Here is a 19756-nt window from a genome sequence, read left to right on the forward strand (position 1 = left end):
GCCGCCGGTGGCCAGGCCACGGCCTGGCGGCTCGGGCTCCGCCGCCGGCCCGCAGCAGCCGTCGCCGGTCGCCGAGGCGGCGGCGTTGCTGCTGCACACGCCGGTCTCGGGCAGGTCGAGCTGGACGTCGCGGGCGGCGGCCGTCCAGGTCCAGGCGCAGTTCCGAGGCGATGGAGTGGTCGGGGCGAAAGCCGGTGGCGGCGACGATACGGTCGACGGTGACCGACGCCTCGCTACCGTCGGCGTTCCGCACCACCACGACCACCCGGCCGTCGGCCGGGGTGAGGGCGTGCACCGGGAAACCAGCACGCTCGCGCGATCCTGAGCGTCCTACGATGCCAGGGCCGGCAGCTGCTGGCCCAGGACGAGAACGCCCACCGCCAGGACGAACCAGCCGAACGCAGGACGCAGGCGACGCTCCGGAACGCGGCGGGAGAGGCGGCTCCCCACGAGGCTGCCGGCGACCGCGGCGCCGGTGAGCGCGGCGGTGAGCGTCCAGTCGACCGCAACGGCGGCGAGGTGACCGGCGAACCCGGCGAGGCTCTGCATCGAGATGACGGCCAGGGAGGTGCCCACGGCCACGGCCATCGGGAGACCGCCGAGCAGAGTCAGCGCGGGCACGACGAGAAACCCGCCGCCCGCGCCGACGAGCCCGGCGACGACCCCGACCGTCGCACCCACGGCGATGGTCCGCACCGGCGACAGTTCTCGTCCGACGCTCTCACCGGGCTCGTCCGTCGCGGCGTGACGACCACGGATCATGCCGACCGCGGTGGCGAGCATCATCAGCGCGAACACGCTCACCAGCGCCGTTCCGGGGACGACCTCCGCGAGGCGCCCGCCCCCGTAGGCGCCGGCCATCCCCGCCAGACCGAGGACCAGGCCGGTACGCCAACGGACCCGCCGTTCCCACGCGTACGGCACGAGGGCCACCGCGCTGGTGACGCCGACGACGAACAGCGAGGTGGCGATGGCCTCCTTGACCGGCAGACCGGTGACGTAGATCAGCAGCGGCACGGCGAGGATGGAGCCGCCGCCGCCGAGCAGGCCGAGGCTGACGCCGATGGCCACGGCCAGCGCGAGGGTCAGGACCAGAGAGGTCACGGCCGGCTCGCCGCCGGATTCCGGTCGCGCAGGTGACCGACGACGGTGTCCAGGTCGCAGCGCGCGCCCCGGTTGTAGGGCAGCCTGCTCAACAGCATGCCCATCGCGCAGGTGTTACTGATCGCGGCGAAGGTCAGGCCGGCGCCGACGAACGCGGCGACCCACCTGGCGCCCGGCAGCACCACCGACGCGAGGACGCTGAGCAGCACGATGGAGCCGGCGACGAGGCGTACCTGACGTTCCAGATCCCAACGGGTCCGGCCCTGGTTGACGGGCGCGTTCGTGGCCTGCCAGGCGAGGATGCCGCCGGTGAGGACCTTCAGGTTCGGCAGACCGGCCCGGTCGAGGGCCTGTCCGGCCTGGGCGGCCCGGACCCCGGAGCGGCAGACCAGCACCACGTCCTCGTCGAGGTGCCGACGCAGCTCGTCGCGGTGCTCGCGGAGCAGGTCGAGGGGGACGTTGTACGAGCCGGGGATGTGCGCGGACTCGAACTCCGCCGGCGTGCGCACGTCCAGCACCCGGGGCGCACGGCCCGAGTCGAGCAGTTCGCGCAGGGCGGTCGCGTCGAGGGTGTGCGGGTGGGAAGGGTTCATGTCTCCTCGTTCGGTTCAGGAAGTCGTGGTCATCGCGACGCCGGCCCGCTCGGCCCGGCCGAACGAGTCGTCGATCAGGACGACGTCGCGTCCGGCGTTGGCCAGCAGGGACGCGGCGGCCGCGGCCCGGTATCCGGAGCCGCAGTGCACCCACACCGCCCCGGGGGGCACCTCGGCCAGGCGTCCGGGCAGGTCGGGCAGGGGGATGTGGACGGCGTCGGCCACGTGGCCGGCCCTCCACTCGTTGGCCATCCGCACGTCGAGGACGACCTGCGGGTCAGGCAGCCCGGCGGGGGTGTTCCCGGCCTGGGCGGCGGCCAGCGCGTCGAAGTCGGCGACGGCCAGCTCACGCAGGTCGTCCCGGCTGGCGGCCCATTCGTCAGGGGTGCCGGTGGCGCGCGCGGCGGGCCGGTCGATGCCGATCCGGACAAGCTCCCGCTGGGCGGCGGCGACCTGCTCGGGTGTCTCGGCGAGAAGGGTGACCGGGACACCCCAGTCGATCAGCCAGCCCAGCCAGGTCGACATCGGTCCGTCGAGGCCCAGGCTGACCGTCCCGGCGAGGTGGGAAGCGGCGTACGCCCTGCGGTGCCGCAGGTCGACCAGCCACTCCCCCGCGTCCATCCGGTGCCGCAGCTCGGCCGCGTCGGCGCGCGCCACGGGACTGAGGTCGACCGGCGCCGGGCCGGCCGCGTTGGCGACACCCATGTGGGCGTAGTACGCGGGGTAGGCGTCGAGCCCGGCGAGGGTGTCGGTGACGAATTCGTCGGCGGCCAGCCGCAGGACCGGGTTGGCCTGCTTCTCCCGACCGATGGTCGACTCGGGGGCATCGGCCTGGCTGGCGGAGCAGAAGCTTCCGAAGCCGTGGGTGGGCCAGACCTGCGCGCCGTCGGGCAGCAGGTCGGTGAGCCGCCGGGCGGAGGCGTGCTGGTGGTGGGCGAGGGTGTGCGCGTGCTGCTGGCCGAGCAGGTCGGTGCGACCGGTGGTGCCGAACAGCAGCGACCCTCCGGTGAACACGCCGACCGGCGACCACCCGCCGTCGGTGGCCTCGTCGAGGACGTACGACAGGTGGTGGAAGGTGTGTCCTGGTGTGGCGACGACGCGGATCCGCAACGCCTCGAACACGGTGACGATGTCGCCGTCGGCCACGGGCCGACGGTCGAAGGCCACCTCGTCGTCGGCGCACACCAGGTACTCGGCGCCGGTGAGCCGGGCGAGGTGCAGTCCGCCGGAGACGTAGTCGTTGTGCAGGTGCGTCTCGAGCACGTGCGTGACGCGTACCCCGAGCCTGCCGGCCAGCGCCAGCACCCGGTCCACGTCGCGCTGCGGATCGACCACCACCGCCCGCTGGCCGTCCGAGGCCAGGTAGCTGCGGTCGCCCAGTGACGAGGTCGCGATGACGGACACCTGGACTGTCATGTGGCGTACTCCTTTTCTCCAGATACTGGAATACTCCCCGGGGTATGTGGAAGGCAGACGTCTGCGACTGCGCGACGCCTACCCGCCGACACCGGGATCACGCGGTGCGGGCAGGGTGGTCACCCACCAGAGGGCTCCTCAGCCCCGGCGTCTCAGGCCAGGGCGAGGAACAGCTTCTCCAACTCCTCTTCGGTCATCTCGGGCTGATCGCCCCGATCGCGCGCATCCGCGCAGTGCCGCATCCCCGAGGCGATGATCTTGTAGCCAGCCCGGTCGATGGCCTTCGACACGGCGGCGAGCTGGGTCAGCGCCTCCCGGCAGTCCCGACCCTCCTCCATCATCTCGATCACCGCGTTCAGCTGCCCACGGGCTCGCTTGAGCCGGGTCAGCGCCTCACCGGTCATCTCGGGTCGAAGCTTCATCCTCGCCACCTCCTGCACCGAACCATACCCCAGGGGGTATCCGCGCTGCCACCGTGACGGGTCCCACCCATCAGCGCGGCTCAGCGGCCGCCCGCGGCCAACTCCGCGAGCATCCCCTCGCAGCTGCGGACGACCACCTCCGCGCCACGGCGCTGGGCCAGCGGCAGCGCCGGGTCCTCCGCCCGGTCCCGCCACCGCCACTGCGCGTCGGCGGCGACCTCCCAGAGCCGCTGCACGGTCGCCTCGTGCTCGACACCGAGTCGGGCGGCGAGCCCCACCCCGTCGCCGCCGATCAGCCGCTGCGCCTCCGCGGCCAGCTCGGCGTCGAACCCGAGCCGGGTGTGTCGCAACGCCACCAGCAGGCGCAACTCCCGGAACTCGTGGGCGCCGGCGAGGATCTGCTCGATCGTGGCGGCCAGCTCGGCGGAACCCCGGACCGGCTCGGCCCGGAGCAGGGCCTCCACGGCGGCCAGCGCCGACCTCGCCTTGAGTGTGTCGCGGCGGTCGATGAAGCAGCGGGTCACCGCCTCGCGCAGTTCGGTGAGGCCGCTGCGGCGGATGAGTTCGGCGGAGAGCTTCACCCGGTTGTCGAAACCGGAGCGGACCAGGGTGGTCGCCAACCGGATCCCGAAGAGACCGAAACGGTCCAGCAGGGCCGCACGCAGGTCCGGGTCCATCCGTACCGGCAGGTCGCCACGGCGGAAGCGGTCGGCGGAGAGCAGGTGGGGGTCCAACTCCGCGCGGGGGACCCCGGCCAGCGTCGCGAGGGCGGCGAAGTCCGACTCGCTGAGCATCCGACCGGCCAGTCCTACCGACCCGCTGCACGCCACCACGTTCACGGCCAGCGCGCCCACCCGGGGATCGCGGTAGTGCCGTCGCGCCAGCTGGCGGGCGGTGAGCAGCCCGTCGATCCGACCACCGCCGATCTCGTCCGCCCGGGACAGCACCATGATCACGTTCACCGGGGCGGCCTGGCCGACGGCGCTCTCCCGGCCGGACTCCAGCACCCGCAGATCACTGTCGCGACCGTCGCGGGTCAGGAACAGCACGGCGTCCGCGTCGCGCAGCACCCGGTCCATGACGGACACGCGGCCCCGCTCACCGGTGCCGCTCAGTGCCGGGGTGTCGATCAACGTGACCTGCCGCAGCGCTCGCGTCGGCCACCGCACCACGACGTCACGCACCTCCCCCGCGCCCCAGCCCAGATCCACCCGCATCCCGGTCGCCGACTTGACCACCGTCAGCTCCTGCGGGGGCTGACCGGCCGGGTACGCGGTGGCGTGCGGCGCGGGGGCGTCCTCATACCAGGTGAAGGCGCCATCGGCTCCCTCGACCGGCGCGACCTCCTCACCCATCAGCGCGTTCAGCATTGTCGACTTGCCCGAACGCCAGGGGCCGGCGACCGCGATCCGCAGCGGCTCCTCCAGCCGGGCCACCTGGTGCCGCAACTGCCCGACCGCCCGCGGGTTGGCCCGGTAGAGGTCGAGCGCCTGGTGCAGCAACCCCCACGCCGCCTCGTCCAGGCGTACGCCGACGGTCACGCCCGAGGCTCCAACAGCCCCGGGGTGGCACGGGCGCCGCTGAGCTGCTGGGCCTGCTCGTAGACGGCGGCCAACCGGGTCATCTTCAACCGGATCTCGCGCTGGCGCTGCTCACGCTGGGCCGCGTCGGTGTCGGCCTCCTGCTTCGCGCTGCGGAACGACTGCACGATGGCCTCCTGAAGCTCCTCGGTGAGCCCCGTGAAGTGATCCCGCAACATCCGCTGCACCTGCCGCACGGCGTCGCGGCAGTCCCTGATGACGCGGACGAAGACGTCGTCCACGTGCCGCTGGATGGCCGTCTTCACTGTCGCCTGCCGACGACGCAGCAGCTGCTTGCTCTCGTCGCGGATGCTCTTGCCGCCGAACAGCGCGCCGATACCTACCGAGACCGGGTTGATCATCGGCATTCCGGCAAGCGTCGTCGCCAGACCGAACATCAGCATCCCGCCGTACGAGCCCTTCATGCCGGTGAACAGTTTCTGCCCCGTGGTGAACCGGTCGATCTTGGGCCGCTCCAGCTCCGGCAGCCGCTCGCCGATGTCGTCCGGCATCGTCATCGACCACGGCGGCAGCACCTCGTAGCCGTACCGGGCGAAGTTGGCGGCCACCCGACGGGCGATCCAGTCGCAGCGCTGGATCAGCCACTCGTGGTTCGCCTCCGCCGCCTCCACCAGGCTGCGCTCCAGCCAGTCCTGGAAGGTGTCCCAGGCGACCAGCGGGTCGGCCGTGTCGAACGCGTCGTCCACCGCGCGCAGGATCTGCCGGGTCCGGTCGCGCAGGTCGTACTCGATGTCGGAGAGCAGGTCCGCGACCTCGTCGTTCAGGGTGTTCTGCCAGCGGGTGGAGCAGCGGCGCAGCTCGTCGACCTCACGCTGCGCCGCGTGCAGGCGGGAGATCGGCCCGGACTGCTCCTCGGCCTCCTGGGTCGCCAGCTCGGCCCGCAGCGGCGCCGCCAACTGCTCCACCACCGTCCGGGCCACCGCCTGCACCGCGCCACGGGCCAACTGGTCGGCCTTGCCGGACATGTCGCGGCGCAGCCGGGCGATAAGCGTGGGGAAGCCGGACTCGGCGTTGAGATCCCGGTCGTCGGCGGTGGCCGCGCGCAGCCGCAGCGTCGCCGAGACCGGGATCACCGGCGCGGGGATGCCGGCGTCGGCCAGGTGCTGGCGGTTGCGCTCGGCCACCGCGCGCCAGTCCGCGACGAGATCGGTCTTGCTCTGCACCACCAGCACGTTCGGGTGCGAGCGCATGACGTGCAGCAGCATGTCCAGTTCGGTGACCGAGAGCTCCCGGGTGGAGTCGGAGACCAGCAGCACCGTGTCCGCGCGACCGGGCGAGGCGACCGGGCCCGCCCCGCCGACGGCGGCGACCTCGTCGGCGCCGGGAGTGTCCACAAGCACCAGTCCCGCGCCGAGCAGCGCGCGGGGCACCCCGATCTCGACGTACGCCGGACCGCCGCCGGACCGGCGCCCGACGGTGCCGGCCACACCCGCCGCGACCTGGTTGAGCGCCACCGGGGTCCGCTCGACGGTGACCACGGCCGTGCCGCCGCCTCGACCCGGCGCCGGCGCCTGGGCCACCGCGGCGTACGCGGCCTCGGCGTGCTGCACCACTGTCGGCAGGACGGTGGTGCGCCCGTCGCCGACCGGGCAGGCGGGCGCGTTGATGATCGCGTTGATCAGCTGGCTCTTGCCCTGGTTGGGCTCGCCGATGACCAGGACGCGCAGCTTCGGGTCCAGCAGTTGGGCACGCTTCTGCCGCACCGTTTCGAGCAGGTCGTCTCGCCCGTGCGCGCTGCACGTACGGGCGATCTCGTCCAGAGCGTCCAACCAGATCCCCGCCATCACCGCACCAAGTGTGCGGATTTCGGCTCAATTATCAAGAGGGACCGGATGGGGAACTGGAGAAGGCCGGACCGCCCGAGACGGTCCGGCCTTCCGCTCCAGGTGGGAGACCCCGTCAGAGCAGGCCCCCGGTGATGCCCAGCAGACCGTGGTCCGACGAGGCGGGCCCCCCGTCGTGCGTGTCGCCGAGCACACCGTCGGTGACACCGCCGGTCACGTCACCGACGGTGCCGGTGACGCCGGGCAGGAGCCCCTCCACCTGGTGCGTCACACCGCCCACGGTGGACGGCACGTCCAGGGGCGGGAGGACGCCGCCGACCGCGCCGCCGTCGCCCAGGCCCAGCCCGCCGAGAGTGTCGCCGACACCGAGCGAGCCGACGACACCGCCGAGGTGACCCTGGGTGCCGGACAGGACGCCGCCGGTCAGGTCACCGCCGAGCAGGCCGTGGTCGGTGGTGTCCAGCAGACCGCCCGTGTTGCCGACGGTGCCGGTGACATCACCGATAACCGGGTCGGTGATGCCGTCCACCGGCTGCACCACGTCGGCGTCGAGGGTGTGCGCGACGTCGTTCACGCCGGTCAGGTCGGTGTCCAGACCGCTCGGGCCGACGCCCAGGCCGATCCCCGGCAGCACGGTGACCCCGACCGCGACGGCGCTCGGGTCGACCGCGATGGCGCCCAGCACGCCCGCCTTGACGTCCAGGCCGCTGGGCGAGCTGGTGACGCTGATCTGCTGGGCCACGCTCTGCAACTGGCCGACGACGTCGGTGGTGTCGGTCACCAGCGGGTCCAGGCCGAGCTGGCCGACGACCGGGGCGAGCGGCGCGAGACCCTGCCCCGGCGCGTAGTCGACCACCAGCGGGACGACGTCCTGCACGTCGGCGGCGGTGATGTCGGTGAGCCCCGCGGCGTGCAGCGCCCCCTCCGGGTCGAGGTCGAACGCCGACCGCGCGTCGGGGTTGGTCAGCAGGTCGAGCACGAAGTCGTGGAGGGTCTGTTGCGAGTCCATGTGCCGGTTCTCCTCGGATGTGGCGTCAGCGACCGTCTTGCGTCGACAGGAACGCTACGACCGGGGGCACCCCCGGACATCGGGGTTCGGCCCGCATCCGATCCCACTGAACTAGGGGCTCCGCCGCTTCGTACGTTAGGGGGACAGGGGGAACCGTCCCGGCCAGATTAGGGTCCCGACCAGGGAGCGATCTCTGGTACGAACGTAGGAGCCCACGGGGGTCGCCGGGGGTGGTCGTCGGCGCGAGCGCCCACCGACCGGCCACCTCACGGGGAGAGATGAGACGGATGCGGTACGTCCTGGGGATAGACATCGGAAGCACCAACACGGCTGCCGCCGTCGCACGGCGTAACGGCACGACCTGGACGCGCCCGGAACCCGTCGGGCTCGGCGCCGACTCGCATCTCGTACCGTCGGTGCTGTACCTGTCGGAGGACGGCTCGCTGCGCGTCGGGGAGCCGCCGACCGACGACGGCAGCCGCACCACCCGGGACTTCGTCCGCCGGATCGGCGACGACGTGCCCCTGCTGCTCGGCGGCGAGGCGTGCGCGCCGCAGACGCTGACCGCGGAGCTGGCGGGGTGGGTGGTGGACCGGGTCCACGCCCTGGAGGGGGCGCCGGCCGAGGCGATCGTCCTCAGTCACCCGGCCGGTTGGCGCCCGTACCGGCGGGATCTGCTGCACCGGGCGTTGTCCGACCTGGGCCTGCGTCACGTGACACTCCTGCCCCGCACGGTGACGGTGGCGGAGAGCCACGCGGCCCGCGGGTTCGCCGGCACGACGGCAGCGGTCTACGCGCTGGGCGGCAACAGCTTCGAGGCGGCGCTGGTGCGACGCACCCCGCGCGGCACGTACGAGGGTTTCGGCACCCCGCAGGGTCTCGACCCGATCGGCGGCGCCGACTTCGACGAGGCACTGGCCACGCACGTGCGTACCGTGCTGGCCCGGGAGTTGGCGGCCGGCGCGCGCCGGGGCACCCAGGCCGCCCTGCGCGGCCTGCGGGCGGAGTGCGCCCGGGTCAAGCGCGAGCTGACCGTCGACCTGACGGCAGACGTGGTGGTGAGCCTGCCGGGCGGCCCGGCGCGGATTCCGGTGACCCGGGCACAGTTCGAGGAGATGATCCGCCCGACGGTGCAGGCCACCGTCGACCTCCTGCTCCGCACGGTGCACGGCGCCGACCGGACGCCGGCGCAGCTCGACGCCGTCCTGCTGGCCGGCGGCTCCGCCCGCATCCCGCTCGTCGCCGAGCTGATCGGGGCGGCCGTCGCGGTGCCCGTGGAGGTGCAGCCCGATTCGCAGTTGACCGCCGCGACCGGTGCGGCGATGGCCGCCTGCCAGGTGGTGTCGCCGCGCCGGCCCGCTCCGGTCGGCGGCCCGGCTCCGGTACGCGAGCAGGCGGGTCCCGCCCGGGCCGCCCTCCCGGTGCCGCGCCGCCCGCACCACGACACTCCCGTCCCGGCCGACCCACCTCCCCGTCCGCCGGTCCGGATCCTCCCACTGGACCTGCCGAAGGCGTCCCGTCTGGCGTTGACCCTCAGTCGGGGACGCGAAGGATGACCGCAATGATCATGAATGACGTCGCCGAGTCCCGACTGCTGCTGGGCAGGGGGGCGGGCTCCCTTCTGGACCTGGTCGGCCGCGACCCCCGGGGTCCGCTCGTCGTCGGGGTGAGCGGGCCGGGCGGGCACGGCAAGACCGCGCTGCTCACCGAGGTGGCCCGCGCGCACCAGCGGGCCGGGTTCGCCGTACGCATGAGCGCCCCCGAGCCGGGTGAGACCGTCGACCCGGACGCGCTGGTGCTCATCGACGACGCGCACCTGCTCGACGACGCACGCCTGGGCGCGCTGCTGCGCCTGGTGGCCGGCCGCCGGCACCGGCTCGTGGTGGCGTACCGCCCGTGGCCCCGGTCGGCGGCGCTCACCGACCTGGCGGACGTCCTGCGACGGGACGGGCAGGCGGTGCTGCTCGGCCCGTTCACCCGGGAGCTGACCGCGGCCTACCTCGCCACGGTGTCCGAGCTGGGTGGACGCGGCGACCTGGTGGATTTCGTGCACACGCAGACCGCCGGGGTGCCCCGGTACGTGGAGCGGCTGGCCCGTGCGCTGGCCGGCGCGGACGCCCCGCCCGGCGCTCCGGTGGAGCCACCCCGGTCGGTCCTGCTGGAGTTCGGACCGGATCTGGAGGCACAGCCCACCGCCGTGCGGCGTCTGCTGCTCGCGGTCGCGGCGGGCGTCCCCCTGCCGGTGAGCATGCTCGGCGCGCTGCTCGACCAGGAACCGGAGGCCGTGGACGAGCTGATCGCCACGACCCGGGCGGCGGGGTTGATCGGCGCCGACGGCCGGCTCGCGCCGATCGTCCGGCGGGTCGTCACGGCACTCAGCCCGGCCACCGACCGCGCCGCCGTGTGGCGCCGGCTCACCGAGTTGCAACTGGCCCGCGGCGGCGCGGTCCTGCCGCTGGTCCGTTCCCTGCGGGCGGCCGGCGCGCTCGCCGACTGCCCGGCCACGACCCTGACGGCCGCCGCCACGGAGGCGCTGGCCGACGAGCCGGCGTTCGCCGCCGACCTGTTCGCGGCGGCCACGGCGGCCGGCGCGCCGGCGAGCGCCCAGCAGGCGCTCGCCACGGCCCTCGCCGGCAACCTCGACGACGCGTTGCGACTGGCGGACCGGCTGCTGGCCACCGCCCCGCCGGCCGAACGCGCCGAGGCGGCCGTGGTGGCCGCGACCGCCCTGGCGCACCGGGGGCACGTCGGTCGCAGCGTGGAGCTGTACCGGTGGTCGGGCAGCGCCTCGTCGGTCGCGTTCGCCACAGTCGGCGGGCTGGCCGGCGGGGACCTGGCCGCCGCCGGCGAAGCGCCGGCGGACGACCCGGCCGGCGAACCGCCCACGTTGCGGGCCAGCGCGGCCCGACTGATGGCCGACGGGGTACGCGAGAGCGTCACCGGCCCGCCGACCGCCGCTCTCTCCGCGCTCGTGCAGGCCGCCGCCCTGCTGGAGCCGGACGGCCGGGCGGCGCTCCTGCCGGACAGCCCGGCGGCGCTGGCCGCCCTGACCGCAGTGCACTGTGGTGAGCTGGAGATCGCCGAACGGGTGCTGCACCGGGCGCTGGCGGCAGGTGTCGGCGGCCCGTTGATGACCCGCCGGCACCGCCTGTTGCAGGCCTGGATTCTGATGGTCCGCGGTCAGACGGCCGCCGCCGCGGACCGTCTCGCCGCCACCACGGCCGACGGGCGCCCGCTGGAGTCCCGCGATCTGCTCTTCGCCGCCGCGCTGCGCATGGGCATCGCCCGGCGCAACAGCGACCTCGGAACGCTCAAGGGCGGCTGGGGGCAGGCCCTGGAGGCCGTGGTGCGGCACCCGGTGGACCTGTTCACGCTGCTGCCGCTGGGTGAGCTCGCCATCGCGGGCGCCCGCCTCGGTGACCTGGCCCGCCTGGAGCCGTACCTGCGCGAGGGCCGATCCCTGCTGAACCGGCTGGACGATCCGCCACTGTGGAGCGTGCCGCTGCACTGGAGCGGCCTGCACGCGGCGATCCTGGCCGACGAGCCGGCCGTCGCCGACGACCGGGTCGCCGCGCTGCTCGCCGCCGCCGGCCACAGCCGGTACGCCGCCGTCGTCGCCGCGGCGGCGGAGAGCTGGGTGGAGGTGCTGCGGGGCGCGGTCGACCCGGTGCGGGTGGAGACCGCCGCGCGCGGGCTGCACGACACCGGCCTGTGGTGGGACGGCGCCCGACTCGCCGGGCAGGCCGCGATCCGTACCGCCGACCGGAGGGCCATGACCACGCTGCTGGAATGCGCGCGGGCGCTGCAGGGCCGCCCGGCCGGCGTCGACGGCGGGCAGCGGCCGGCAACCGGCGAGGGCGCCGCGCCTGTCGCCGACGCCATCACCGGCCCCACCCAGCCAGGGCTCAGCGACCGCGAGTACGAGGTGGCCGAACTGGTCCTGGCCGGGCTGACCTACCGGGAGATCGGCGACCGGCTCTTCATCTCGGCCAAGACCGTCGAGCACCACGTGGCCCGGATGCGCAGCCGGCTCAACTGCGCCAACCGCGCGGAACTGCTCGCGCTGCTGCGGACCGTCGTCGCCGACCGGGCCAGCAACACCGCCGGACAGCCGTGGCCACGGCGGTCGACCCGATGACCCGACCAGGGATCCGGGCCAGACTCGTCGCGCTGGCGGCCGTGCTGCTCACGCTGTGGTCGTACGCGGCCTACCTGACCGGTCAGGACGCGGTCGACCTGCTGCGGGTCCGGGCCCTGGCGGAGACGCTGGGCCAGCCCATCGACCGGCTGGTCCTGGGGTTGCAGACCGAGCGCCGGTTGACCGTCGAGACGATAGCCGGGGCCGGGTCGGCGGATCCCGCGCTGGCGGCGGCACGTGGGGGGACCGACCGGGCGGCGGCTGAGGTTCGCGCCTTCACCGAGGGCAACGACCTTCGACTGCTCACCGCCGGCGCCGTACGGGACCGGGCCGACGAGCTGGTCCGGCGGCTGAACGGCCTGGGCACCATCCGTTCCCAGGTGGACGCCGGGCGGCTCGACCGCGCCGGAGCCGTCGACGGGTACGACCAGCTCGTCGATGTCGCCTTCGCCGTGTACGGCCCGGAGTGGGGAGCGTACGAGAGTGACCTGGCCGCCGACACCCGTACGGTGATCGCGCTGGCGCGCGCCCGTGAACTGCTCGCCCGGGAGGACACGCTGGTCAGCGCCGCGTTGGCCGGCGCCCGGTTCGACCGCGACGAGCGGCGTGGACTGGTCGCGCTGGTGAGCAATCAGCGGTACGCGCTCGGCGAGGCGGTCGCGGCTCTGCCGGCGCGGCAGCAGCGGCTGGCTGCCGGTCCGCCCTTCACGGACCTGCTCGCCCTGGAGGAGGCGCTGTCGCGGACAGACACCGCCACGGTCGTGGACGGGATCACCCGGGCGGGCTGGCGGGAGGCGGTCGACGGAGTCCTCGTCGCCCTGCACGAGTTGGTGACCGCGTCGGCCCGAGGCAGTGTGGAGCGGGCCACGCCGGGTGCGGCCGTGCTCGTCGCCCGTACCGGCGCGGTGCTGGGCCTCGGGCTCATCGCGGTGATCGCGGTCCTGCTGAGCTGGGCCGGCCTGCTGCGACGGCTGACCGACGGGCTGGCCCACTCCCCCGCCGACGCGGCGCCGGTCCAGGACGCCCCGGCCCCGGCGGCGCCGGTCCAGGACGGTGCCGCCGCGCGGGAACTGGTGCTGCGGTTGACCCGCCGCAACCAGGCGCTGCTGCGTGACCAACTAAGTGTGCTGGACACCATGCAGCGGCGGGAACGGTCCGCCGAGGAGACCGACGAACTGTTCCAGCTCGACCACCTCACCACCCGGGTCCGCCGCAACGTGGAGACGGTGATCGCCCTGGCCGGCGCGACGCCGGCCCGTCGCTGGCGGCGGCCTGTGCCGCTGCTCGACGTCGCACGGGGCGCGGTCGCCGAGGTGGCCGACTACCACCGGGTGCTCATCGCGCCGCACTGGCCGTGGTCCCTCTCCGGCCCCGCCGTCACCGACGTCGTGCACCTGCTTGCCGAACTGGTCGAGAACGCCCTGTCCCACTCACCGCAGGACACCACCGTCCGGGTCGCCGGTGAGCAGTGGCCGCAGGGCTGCGCCGTCCTGGTCGTCGACGACGGGCCCGGCCTCGACGCGGACGCGCTGGCCGACGCGAACCATCTGCTCGGCAACCCGCCATCGGGCGACCCGCCCACCGGTCCGGCGGGCCTGTACACGGCCGCCGTGCTGGCCGCCCGCTGCGGCGCGCACGTGTCGCTGCGTCGCAGTCAGCGCGGCGGTACGGCGGCCGTGGTCCTGCTGCCCAACGGCCTGGTAACGGCGAGCGCCACCGACGACGGGCCCGCGCCGCGGCATCCCGGCGCACCGCACCCACGTGGCGGGATCGACCTGGGCGGCGACCTGCCGATGCGGATCCGTCAACCCGGGCCGATCGGGCCCAACCCCGGCAGCGCCGGCCCCGACACCGTCGAGCTGCCGGTCGCGCGAGCAACAAGGAGACATCGATGACGCACGCAGTGGTGACCGGGGACGGCCTGACCGGCGCCCTGGACCGGCTGGTCGACCGGGTCCACGGCGCGGAGTTCGCCGTGGTGCTCTCCCCGGACGGTCTGCCCCTCGGGGGTTCCCGCCATGTGGGCGCGAAGCTGGCCGAGCAGATCTCCGGCGTCGTCGCCGGCCTGCTGGCGTTGGGACTGGCAACCACCCGCACCTGCGACGCGGGCGAGCTGCGTCAGATCGTGGTGCAGATGTCGCGGGCGTTCCTGTTCGTCGCCACCATCCGCAACGGGACCATCCTCACGGTGCGGATCGCCGGGGACGACGCCGAGGTCGGCGACATGGCGTACGAGGTGGCGCTCTTCGTCGGGCAGGCCGAACGGCACCTGCCGGTCAGCCTGGAACCGGCCTCCTCGGTACGGAGCGGGGACGCTGGTGTCCACAAACGACTCCGCTGACGAGGCGTGGTACGACGACGACGCCGGGCCGGTGGCGCGGCCGTACACGATGACCGGTGGGCGTACGGCGCCCGAGCGCGGCCAATTCGACCTCATCTCGCTTGTCGTCGCCCGGCGGGCGGCCACCCCGCGGACACCGCTCTTCCCCGAACAGGCGAGGATCGTGGAGTTGTGTCACCATCCAGTGTCGGTGGCCGAGGTCGGCGCCGAACTGGACCTGCCGTTGGGGACCGTCCGGGTGCTCCTCGGTGACCTGCTCGCGGCCGGCCTGATCGAGACGCACGAACCGCCGACGCTGTCGGAGCTGCCGTCCGCGGAGCTGCTCGAGTCGATACTCGTCGGGCTCCGCGCTCTGTGAGCGACCGGACGGACCGCGGCCGCGCGCGCCCGGTGACGATGTGAGGGGGAGAAAGGCAGTGCCGGCACCACCGCCGCAGCCACGTCGTACCGTGGCGATCATTCTGCTGGACCGGGTCGTGGCGGTCGCCTCGGCCACACGGCGGGTGCTCACCGGTCGCAGCGACGTCTCGCGGGCCACCTGGGTCGCGGTGGTCTCGGCGATCGGGGTGCTGGCCGCGACGACGGTGTCCGTGGTCGTGGTGCTGCGTACGCCGGAGAAGCTGGCGCCGGTGACCCTCAACCCGCCACCGTCGGTCGACCAGGTCGGGACGCCGTCGGCCGGTACGCCCCGGGCACACGCCATCCCGGTGGCCACCACCCCTCCGTCGCCGTCGGGCGGCCCCGCCGCGCCGCCGACCGCCGCTTCGTCCACCGGCGGGTCGACCCCGTCGGCCGGGACGACGGCGCCGACGCCGGCCGCCCTGGGCGCGGAGTTCGCGATCGCGGACAGCGCGCTGCTCAGTTACGGCGCCAGCGTGACGATCAGCAATCCCGGCCAGGTGCCGGTGCCGCAGTGGACGCTGGCGGTCACCCTGCCCCGGGAGTCGCTGCGGGTCAGTCAGGTCGAGGGCGCGCGGGTCGTGCAGGACGGTGCGGTGTGGACGTTCGTGCCGGACGGCGGCGCCGGGCAGGTGCCCGCCGGCGCGTCGGTGCGGGTGACGTTCCGGGTGAACGGCGCCCCGGTGGGCGCCTCACCCACGGCGTGCACCATCGACGGGACGACGTGCGCCGGCATGCCGGACTGAGCGCGTTTCTCCACCAGGCGTTCCGGCGACAGCCATGATCGATGACCACGCGCCTGGCCCACGCGCAGTACGCCAACCTGGCCACCTACACCGACCGGCAGGCCGGCAGGCTGGTCCCGGCCGAGGTCGCCAGCGTCATCGCCGCCGACGCTCGTACCCCCGCCCTGAAGTAGTCCGACGGGTGGCCCCGCTCTCCGCGGGGCCACCCGTCCGTCCTCAGCGGACCGCCATGGACGGTTCCTCATGCGCCGCCCCGGGTCGCAGAGTTGGCAGCACCGGCGCGAACGCCGCCAGCATGAGCAGGCCACCGACCGGGAGCAGGTCGAGGGTGACCACCGGCAGCACGATGCCCGCGAGCAGCAGCGGGACGCTCCACCACGGCACCAGCCGCTGGGCCGCCAGCATGCCGGTCAGGACAAGCAACCCGAGGAAGAACAACTGGGGTACGACGTCGTAGAAGGCGATCTCGACTCCGGGGATGTCCTTGAAGTCCCTGCCCAGCGCCGACATCTCCGCCCGGTCGGCGGCCAGCAGCCCCTCCACGATGTCGGCCCCGAACTGCACCATCGTCGCGCCGAGCCCGACCAGCGTCAGCCCCACCACACCGGTGCGCCACCGGCCGCGGGGCAACAGGCGGGACAGCGCGAGGACGGCCGGCACGAAGAACACCATGCCGGCGAGGCCGGCCAGGTGCGCGGCCTGCCAGTCGAGGCCGGGACCGTACACGTCGTCGGACCGCCCCCACAGGCGGATGAGCCCGTAGGCCACGATGCCGACCGGACCGGCGACCACGGAGAGCGCAGCGTGTTTCATGCCCGCCATCATCTGGCCGCCGACGCCCGACCGACCTCCGGTAATGCCCGGGGCTGACCCCTGATTCTGGTGCCAGGTCTTCCACCGAGCTACCCCTGAACGCCGCCCGCGTCGGCCATCGCCCTTTAGCGGGCGGTCTCGTCGCGGACGGGTCGCACGTGCCGGAAGGCGACAAGCAGTGCGGTGACGAGACCGGCCGCCAGCAGGCCCCTGACCACGGCGCCGAGCACGGTGTCACCCGTGGAGTGGGGCGGGAAGACGTCCCTGACGAGCCAGCCGACGCCGACCCCCAGTCCCAGACAGGCGTGCATCGCGGCCCGCAGGCGCGGGTGGGGCTGCGGGCGGCCGAAGATCCGGGGCACTGCCGTGCCGCCACGGCTCCCGGCGAGCAGCACAGCGGCGACGGCCAGGTTGGCCGCAGCGACCACGACGGCCAGCACCACGTCCACGTATCCCATGGGGCCACACGCTAGCGCACGGACGCTCGCGGCCAGGTTCAGCGATAGTGCCCAAGCCCCGGACCTCGTCCATTCCGCAGGGAAAAGGAGCTGATCATTCGTGAGCTGCTCGTTCAGGCTGGTCGGCTGCCGGCGCTGGCCCGGAGCGGGCTCACGGGTGGTACTCGTTGCGAGTGCGGGGCAGCCACTCGGGGTGGTGGTCGCGCAGGTACCGGATGAGGCTCTCGCGCACGTCGCAGCGAAGGTCCCACGCACTCGGCCCGTCGGCCGCCGATGCCTGGACCTGGACGACGACGGTCTGCGGCGTCGCGTCCACCATCTGCAACACCCACTGGTGCCGATCCCACAGCGGTGACGACTCGACGAGCCGCCTCGTCTCGGCGCGCAGGTCGTCCAGGTCGGCGGTGTGATCGACGTGGACGAGGACCTCGCCGACCACCCGCGTCTCGTGGCGGGTCCAGTTCTGAAAGGGGTGGTCGGTGAACCAGGTGGTGGGCAGGATGAGCATCCGGTCGTCCCAGAGCTGGACGACGACGTTTGTCAGCCTCACCTCCTCGACGCGCCCCCACTGCCCGTCGACGACGATGACGTCCCCCACGTGGAGTCCGTCGGCGAACGCGACCTGGATGCCCGCGAAGGCGTTGCCGAGCGCGGTGCGCGCGGACAGGCCGAGCAGCGCGCCGACGACACCCGCCGAGGTGAGCACGGACAGCCCGATGGTGCGCAGGGAAGGGAAGGTGGTGAGAATCAGGCCCATCGCCACGACCGTCACCACGACCGAGGTGAGGCGCCGTACTGGTCGGATCTGGGTGCGGGCGCGCCGGATACGGCGGTCGGCAAGCGTCTCGCCCGGCAACCGGCTGAACGCGACCCTCTCGGCGATGTGCAGGGCGCGAAGCACCAGCCATGCCACGCTCGCGATCAACAGCACCACGACGACGCGCCGGACGATGTGCTGTCCCGCGCCGGGGTACGCGCGGACTCCCACGTACAGCGCCGCGAGAAGCAGCACGGCGACGGCGGGCCGCCGGGATGCGCGGTACAGCGGCCCGAGTAGCCAACGGTAGCGACGACCACCGGCCCGACGCTGGATCAGCACGCTGGCCAGCAGGCCTGCTGCGACAACCAGGGCCACCGCGACCACGAGGATCATCCTCGTGGTCATCAACCGACTTCCCAGCCGGCAGCGACCGTCATCGCGCGCTCCCATCCGATCCGCTCGCGGTCACGCGGCGCGTCCGGACCGGTCGGAGTGGCGACCCGCCTGGGGACCATCGGCCCCTCCCGGGTGCGACCAGCGCGTTCATCCGCCGCAGGCGCCGTCCAGCGCCATTGTGTGGGACGTGACGCTCGAGGTGGGTCACGACTGGCCCAGGTTGGTGACCAGGTTGACGGCGACCGCCAGAATGCCAGTTCCAAAGGTGTACGAGAGCAGCGCGTGCCCGAGCGCGACCCGGCGCACGCGGGTGCTGCTCGGTTCGTTCTCGCCCGGGGCGTAGGACATGCCGACCGTGAAGGCGACGTACGCGAAGTCGGCGTACGCCGGTGGATCATCCTGCTTGAAGTCGATGCCGCCATCGTCGCGGTAGTACAGCCGGGCGTACTTCAATGCGAATACTGTGTTCACCAGCGCCCACGCCAGGACCACCGCGACGACGCCGAGGACCACCAGCGTGACCGCCACCATGTCCTGCTGGTTCGAGGCGCGGATGAGCCCCTCGGCCACGGCGGCGAGGCTGATGACGGACGCGATCAGGATCGCCGCATCGGTGGAACGGGAGTGCTGCTCCGCCTCGGCAAGCTGCTCGGTACGCCCTGGGCTCGCCGACCAGCAGGCCCGCCACACCCAGACGAGGATCGTGCCCGCCGCGATCGTCCAGATCACCAGCGGCGTCAGCTCCGGCGCCCCGATCAGCGCGCTGGCCGTCCCGGCGACGACACCGACGGCCAGCGACCACAGGGCACGCCTGACGGACAGCACCCGTCCCCGCGCCGGTCGTCCCGATCGCTGCTCCACCCGTTAAGCGTTCCGGCTCGACCGGGTCACGCGGGGTAAACGCCGAGCAATCACCGGATCGGGCTGCGTCGAGGTGGCGAATCGCCGGCGATCCACGCTCGGGCCACGGTCTCTCAGGGCTGGGCTGATCCTCCCGGCCCCTGAGCCCCATCGGGTCAGGCGGTCGCCATCTGGCGGACGTGTTCACCCTTGGCGAACTCCTCGACCATCTTGGCGCAGAAGGCCGGAAGGTCGCTGGGGTTGCGGCTGGTGACGAGGCCGTCGTCGACCTGCACCTGTTGATCCACCCAGTTGCCGCCTGCGTTGCGGATGTCTGTGCGCAGGCTGGGGAACGAGGTGAGGGTCCGGCCGTTGACCATGCCGGTCTCCACCAACGACCAGGGGCCGTGGCAGATCGCGGCCACCGGCTTCTGTTGCTGGAAGAACGCCCTCACGAAGTCCATCGCCTGCGGGCTCATCCGGAGCCGATCCGGGTTGACCGTGCCGCCCGGCAACACCAGGGCGTCATAGTCAGCCGCATTGACGTCGTTCACAGTCCGGTCCACCCGATAGTGGTTGGCCGGACTGATGTCCTGGTTCATCGACTGGATCTCGCCGGATGTCAACGAGATCAGGTGAACCTCGGCTCCTGCCTGCTCCACGGCGGCCCGGGACTGGGTGTACTCCACATCCTCCACCCCATCGGCGGCGAGGCACGCGACTCGCTTGCCCGTCAGTGGCTGTTGGCTCTGCGCCATCTCTGCGGCCTCCCTTCGCGGCGCCGCCCCGTCAGCAGCGCATCGCTCACTCGCGCAGGCCTTCCCGGTGCGGGCACCGGCAAACGGGCCAGCGAACGCCGCCGAGGCAGACAATCCGGTCGCACGCCCGCCGCACAGCAACAGCGTGCACGGAGAAAGTTCCCGCGACGAGGCGTGC

General features: G+C 73.3%; 19 protein-coding genes and 1 pseudogene. 8 read left to right on the plus strand and 12 right to left on the minus strand.

Going from position 1 to position 19756, the window contains the following annotated elements; all coding sequences use genetic code 11:
- Positions 1–7: 7 nt before the first annotated feature.
- Positions 8–325 (plus strand): hypothetical protein, encoded by a 318-nt coding sequence (locus FHG89_RS34420; protein ID WP_208760944.1) that lies wholly within the window; start codon positions 8–10, stop codon positions 323–325.
- Positions 326–345: 20 nt separating this feature from the next.
- Here the strand turns inward: FHG89_RS34420 and FHG89_RS12540 are convergent.
- The 7 genes and pseudogenes from FHG89_RS12540 to FHG89_RS12570 form a co-directional block, all read right to left on the minus strand.
- Positions 346–1104: pseudogene (locus tag FHG89_RS12540) on the minus strand (sulfite exporter TauE/SafE family protein); the annotation flags it as partial.
- Positions 1101–1697, minus strand: coding sequence for a rhodanese-like domain-containing protein (locus FHG89_RS12545; protein ID WP_139584561.1), 597 nt, complete (start codon positions 1695–1697; stop codon positions 1101–1103). The gene FHG89_RS12545 and the pseudogene FHG89_RS12540, both read right to left, overlap by 4 nt.
- Positions 1698–1712: 15 nt before the next feature.
- The gene (locus tag FHG89_RS12550) at positions 1713–3113 is read right to left on the minus strand and encodes an MBL fold metallo-hydrolase (RefSeq protein ID WP_139584562.1); all 1401 of its coding nucleotides are present in this window, start codon (positions 3111–3113) and stop codon (positions 1713–1715) included.
- A gap of 152 nt (positions 3114–3265) precedes the next feature.
- Complete coding sequence (locus FHG89_RS12555) at positions 3266–3535, minus strand: metal-sensitive transcriptional regulator (protein WP_139584563.1); 270 nt, start codon at positions 3533–3535, stop codon at positions 3266–3268.
- Positions 3536–3615: 80 nt separating this feature from the next.
- Positions 3616–5076: a P-loop NTPase family protein gene (locus FHG89_RS12560; protein ID WP_208760945.1), complete on the minus strand. Its 1461-nt coding sequence runs from the start codon at positions 5074–5076 to the stop codon at positions 3616–3618.
- Complete coding sequence (locus tag FHG89_RS12565; protein ID WP_139584564.1) at positions 5073–6920, minus strand: dynamin family protein; 1848 nt, start codon at positions 6918–6920, stop codon at positions 5073–5075. The genes FHG89_RS12560 and FHG89_RS12565 overlap by 4 nt, the downstream gene beginning before the upstream one ends.
- Positions 6921–7035: 115 nt before the next feature.
- Positions 7036–7929, minus strand: a complete 894-nt coding sequence (locus FHG89_RS12570) for an IniB N-terminal domain-containing protein (protein WP_139584565.1) — start codon at positions 7927–7929, stop codon at positions 7036–7038.
- Positions 7930–8216: 287 nt separating this feature from the next.
- Between FHG89_RS12570 and FHG89_RS12575 the strand changes: the two genes are divergently transcribed.
- The 7 genes from FHG89_RS12575 (at position 8217) to FHG89_RS34125 (ending at position 15726) form a co-directional block, all read left to right on the plus strand.
- Positions 8217–9485 (plus strand): Hsp70 family protein, encoded by a 1269-nt coding sequence (locus FHG89_RS12575; RefSeq protein WP_167517399.1) that lies wholly within the window; start codon positions 8217–8219, stop codon positions 9483–9485.
- A gap of 5 nt (positions 9486–9490) precedes the next feature.
- Complete coding sequence (locus FHG89_RS12580; RefSeq protein ID WP_208760946.1) at positions 9491–12067, plus strand: helix-turn-helix transcriptional regulator; 2577 nt, start codon at positions 9491–9493, stop codon at positions 12065–12067.
- Positions 12064–13962, plus strand: a complete 1899-nt coding sequence (locus FHG89_RS12585) for a sensor histidine kinase (protein WP_139584567.1) — start codon at positions 12064–12066, stop codon at positions 13960–13962. The genes FHG89_RS12580 and FHG89_RS12585 overlap by 4 nt, the downstream gene beginning before the upstream one ends.
- Complete coding sequence (locus FHG89_RS12590) at positions 13959–14408, plus strand: roadblock/LC7 domain-containing protein (protein ID WP_139584568.1); 450 nt, start codon at positions 13959–13961, stop codon at positions 14406–14408. Before FHG89_RS12585 ends, FHG89_RS12590 begins: the two co-directional genes overlap by 4 nt.
- Positions 14383–14766: a DUF742 domain-containing protein gene (locus FHG89_RS12595; RefSeq protein ID WP_425280171.1), complete on the plus strand. Its 384-nt coding sequence runs from the start codon at positions 14383–14385 to the stop codon at positions 14764–14766. Before FHG89_RS12590 ends, FHG89_RS12595 begins: the two co-directional genes overlap by 26 nt.
- Before the next feature lie 91 nt (positions 14767–14857).
- The gene (locus tag FHG89_RS12600) at positions 14858–15553 is read left to right on the plus strand and encodes a cellulose binding domain-containing protein (protein WP_139584570.1); all 696 of its coding nucleotides are present in this window, start codon (positions 14858–14860) and stop codon (positions 15551–15553) included.
- Positions 15554–15594: 41 nt separating this feature from the next.
- On the plus strand, positions 15595–15726 hold the full coding sequence (locus FHG89_RS34125) for a hypothetical protein (protein WP_280116064.1): 132 nt from the start codon (positions 15595–15597) through the stop codon (positions 15724–15726).
- Positions 15727–15769: 43 nt separating this feature from the next.
- Here the strand turns inward: FHG89_RS34125 and FHG89_RS12605 are convergent, their stop codons facing one another.
- The 5 genes from FHG89_RS12605 to FHG89_RS12625 form a co-directional block, all read right to left on the minus strand.
- On the minus strand, positions 15770–16366 hold the full coding sequence (locus FHG89_RS12605) for a hypothetical protein (protein WP_139584571.1): 597 nt from the start codon (positions 16364–16366) through the stop codon (positions 15770–15772).
- Between the two features lie 125 nt (positions 16367–16491).
- On the minus strand, positions 16492–16824 hold the full coding sequence (locus FHG89_RS12610) for a hypothetical protein (RefSeq protein WP_139584572.1): 333 nt from the start codon (positions 16822–16824) through the stop codon (positions 16492–16494).
- A gap of 151 nt (positions 16825–16975) precedes the next feature.
- A complete protein-coding gene (locus tag FHG89_RS12615; RefSeq protein WP_244295396.1) occupies positions 16976–17989 on the minus strand; it encodes a mechanosensitive ion channel family protein in 1014 nt (337 codons plus the stop codon).
- 195 nt (positions 17990–18184) lie between these two features.
- Positions 18185–18841, minus strand: coding sequence for a DUF1345 domain-containing protein (locus FHG89_RS12620; protein ID WP_208760947.1), 657 nt, complete (start codon positions 18839–18841; stop codon positions 18185–18187).
- A 155-nt stretch (positions 18842–18996) separates the two neighbouring features.
- Positions 18997–19578 (minus strand): type 1 glutamine amidotransferase domain-containing protein, encoded by a 582-nt coding sequence (locus tag FHG89_RS12625; RefSeq protein WP_139584574.1) that lies wholly within the window; start codon positions 19576–19578, stop codon positions 18997–18999.
- Positions 19579–19756: the final 178 nt, after the last annotated feature.

It is taken from the genome of Micromonospora orduensis (genome assembly GCF_006228125.1).
In the GTDB taxonomy this organism is placed as follows: Bacteria; Actinomycetota; Actinomycetes; order Mycobacteriales; family Micromonosporaceae; genus Micromonospora; species Micromonospora orduensis.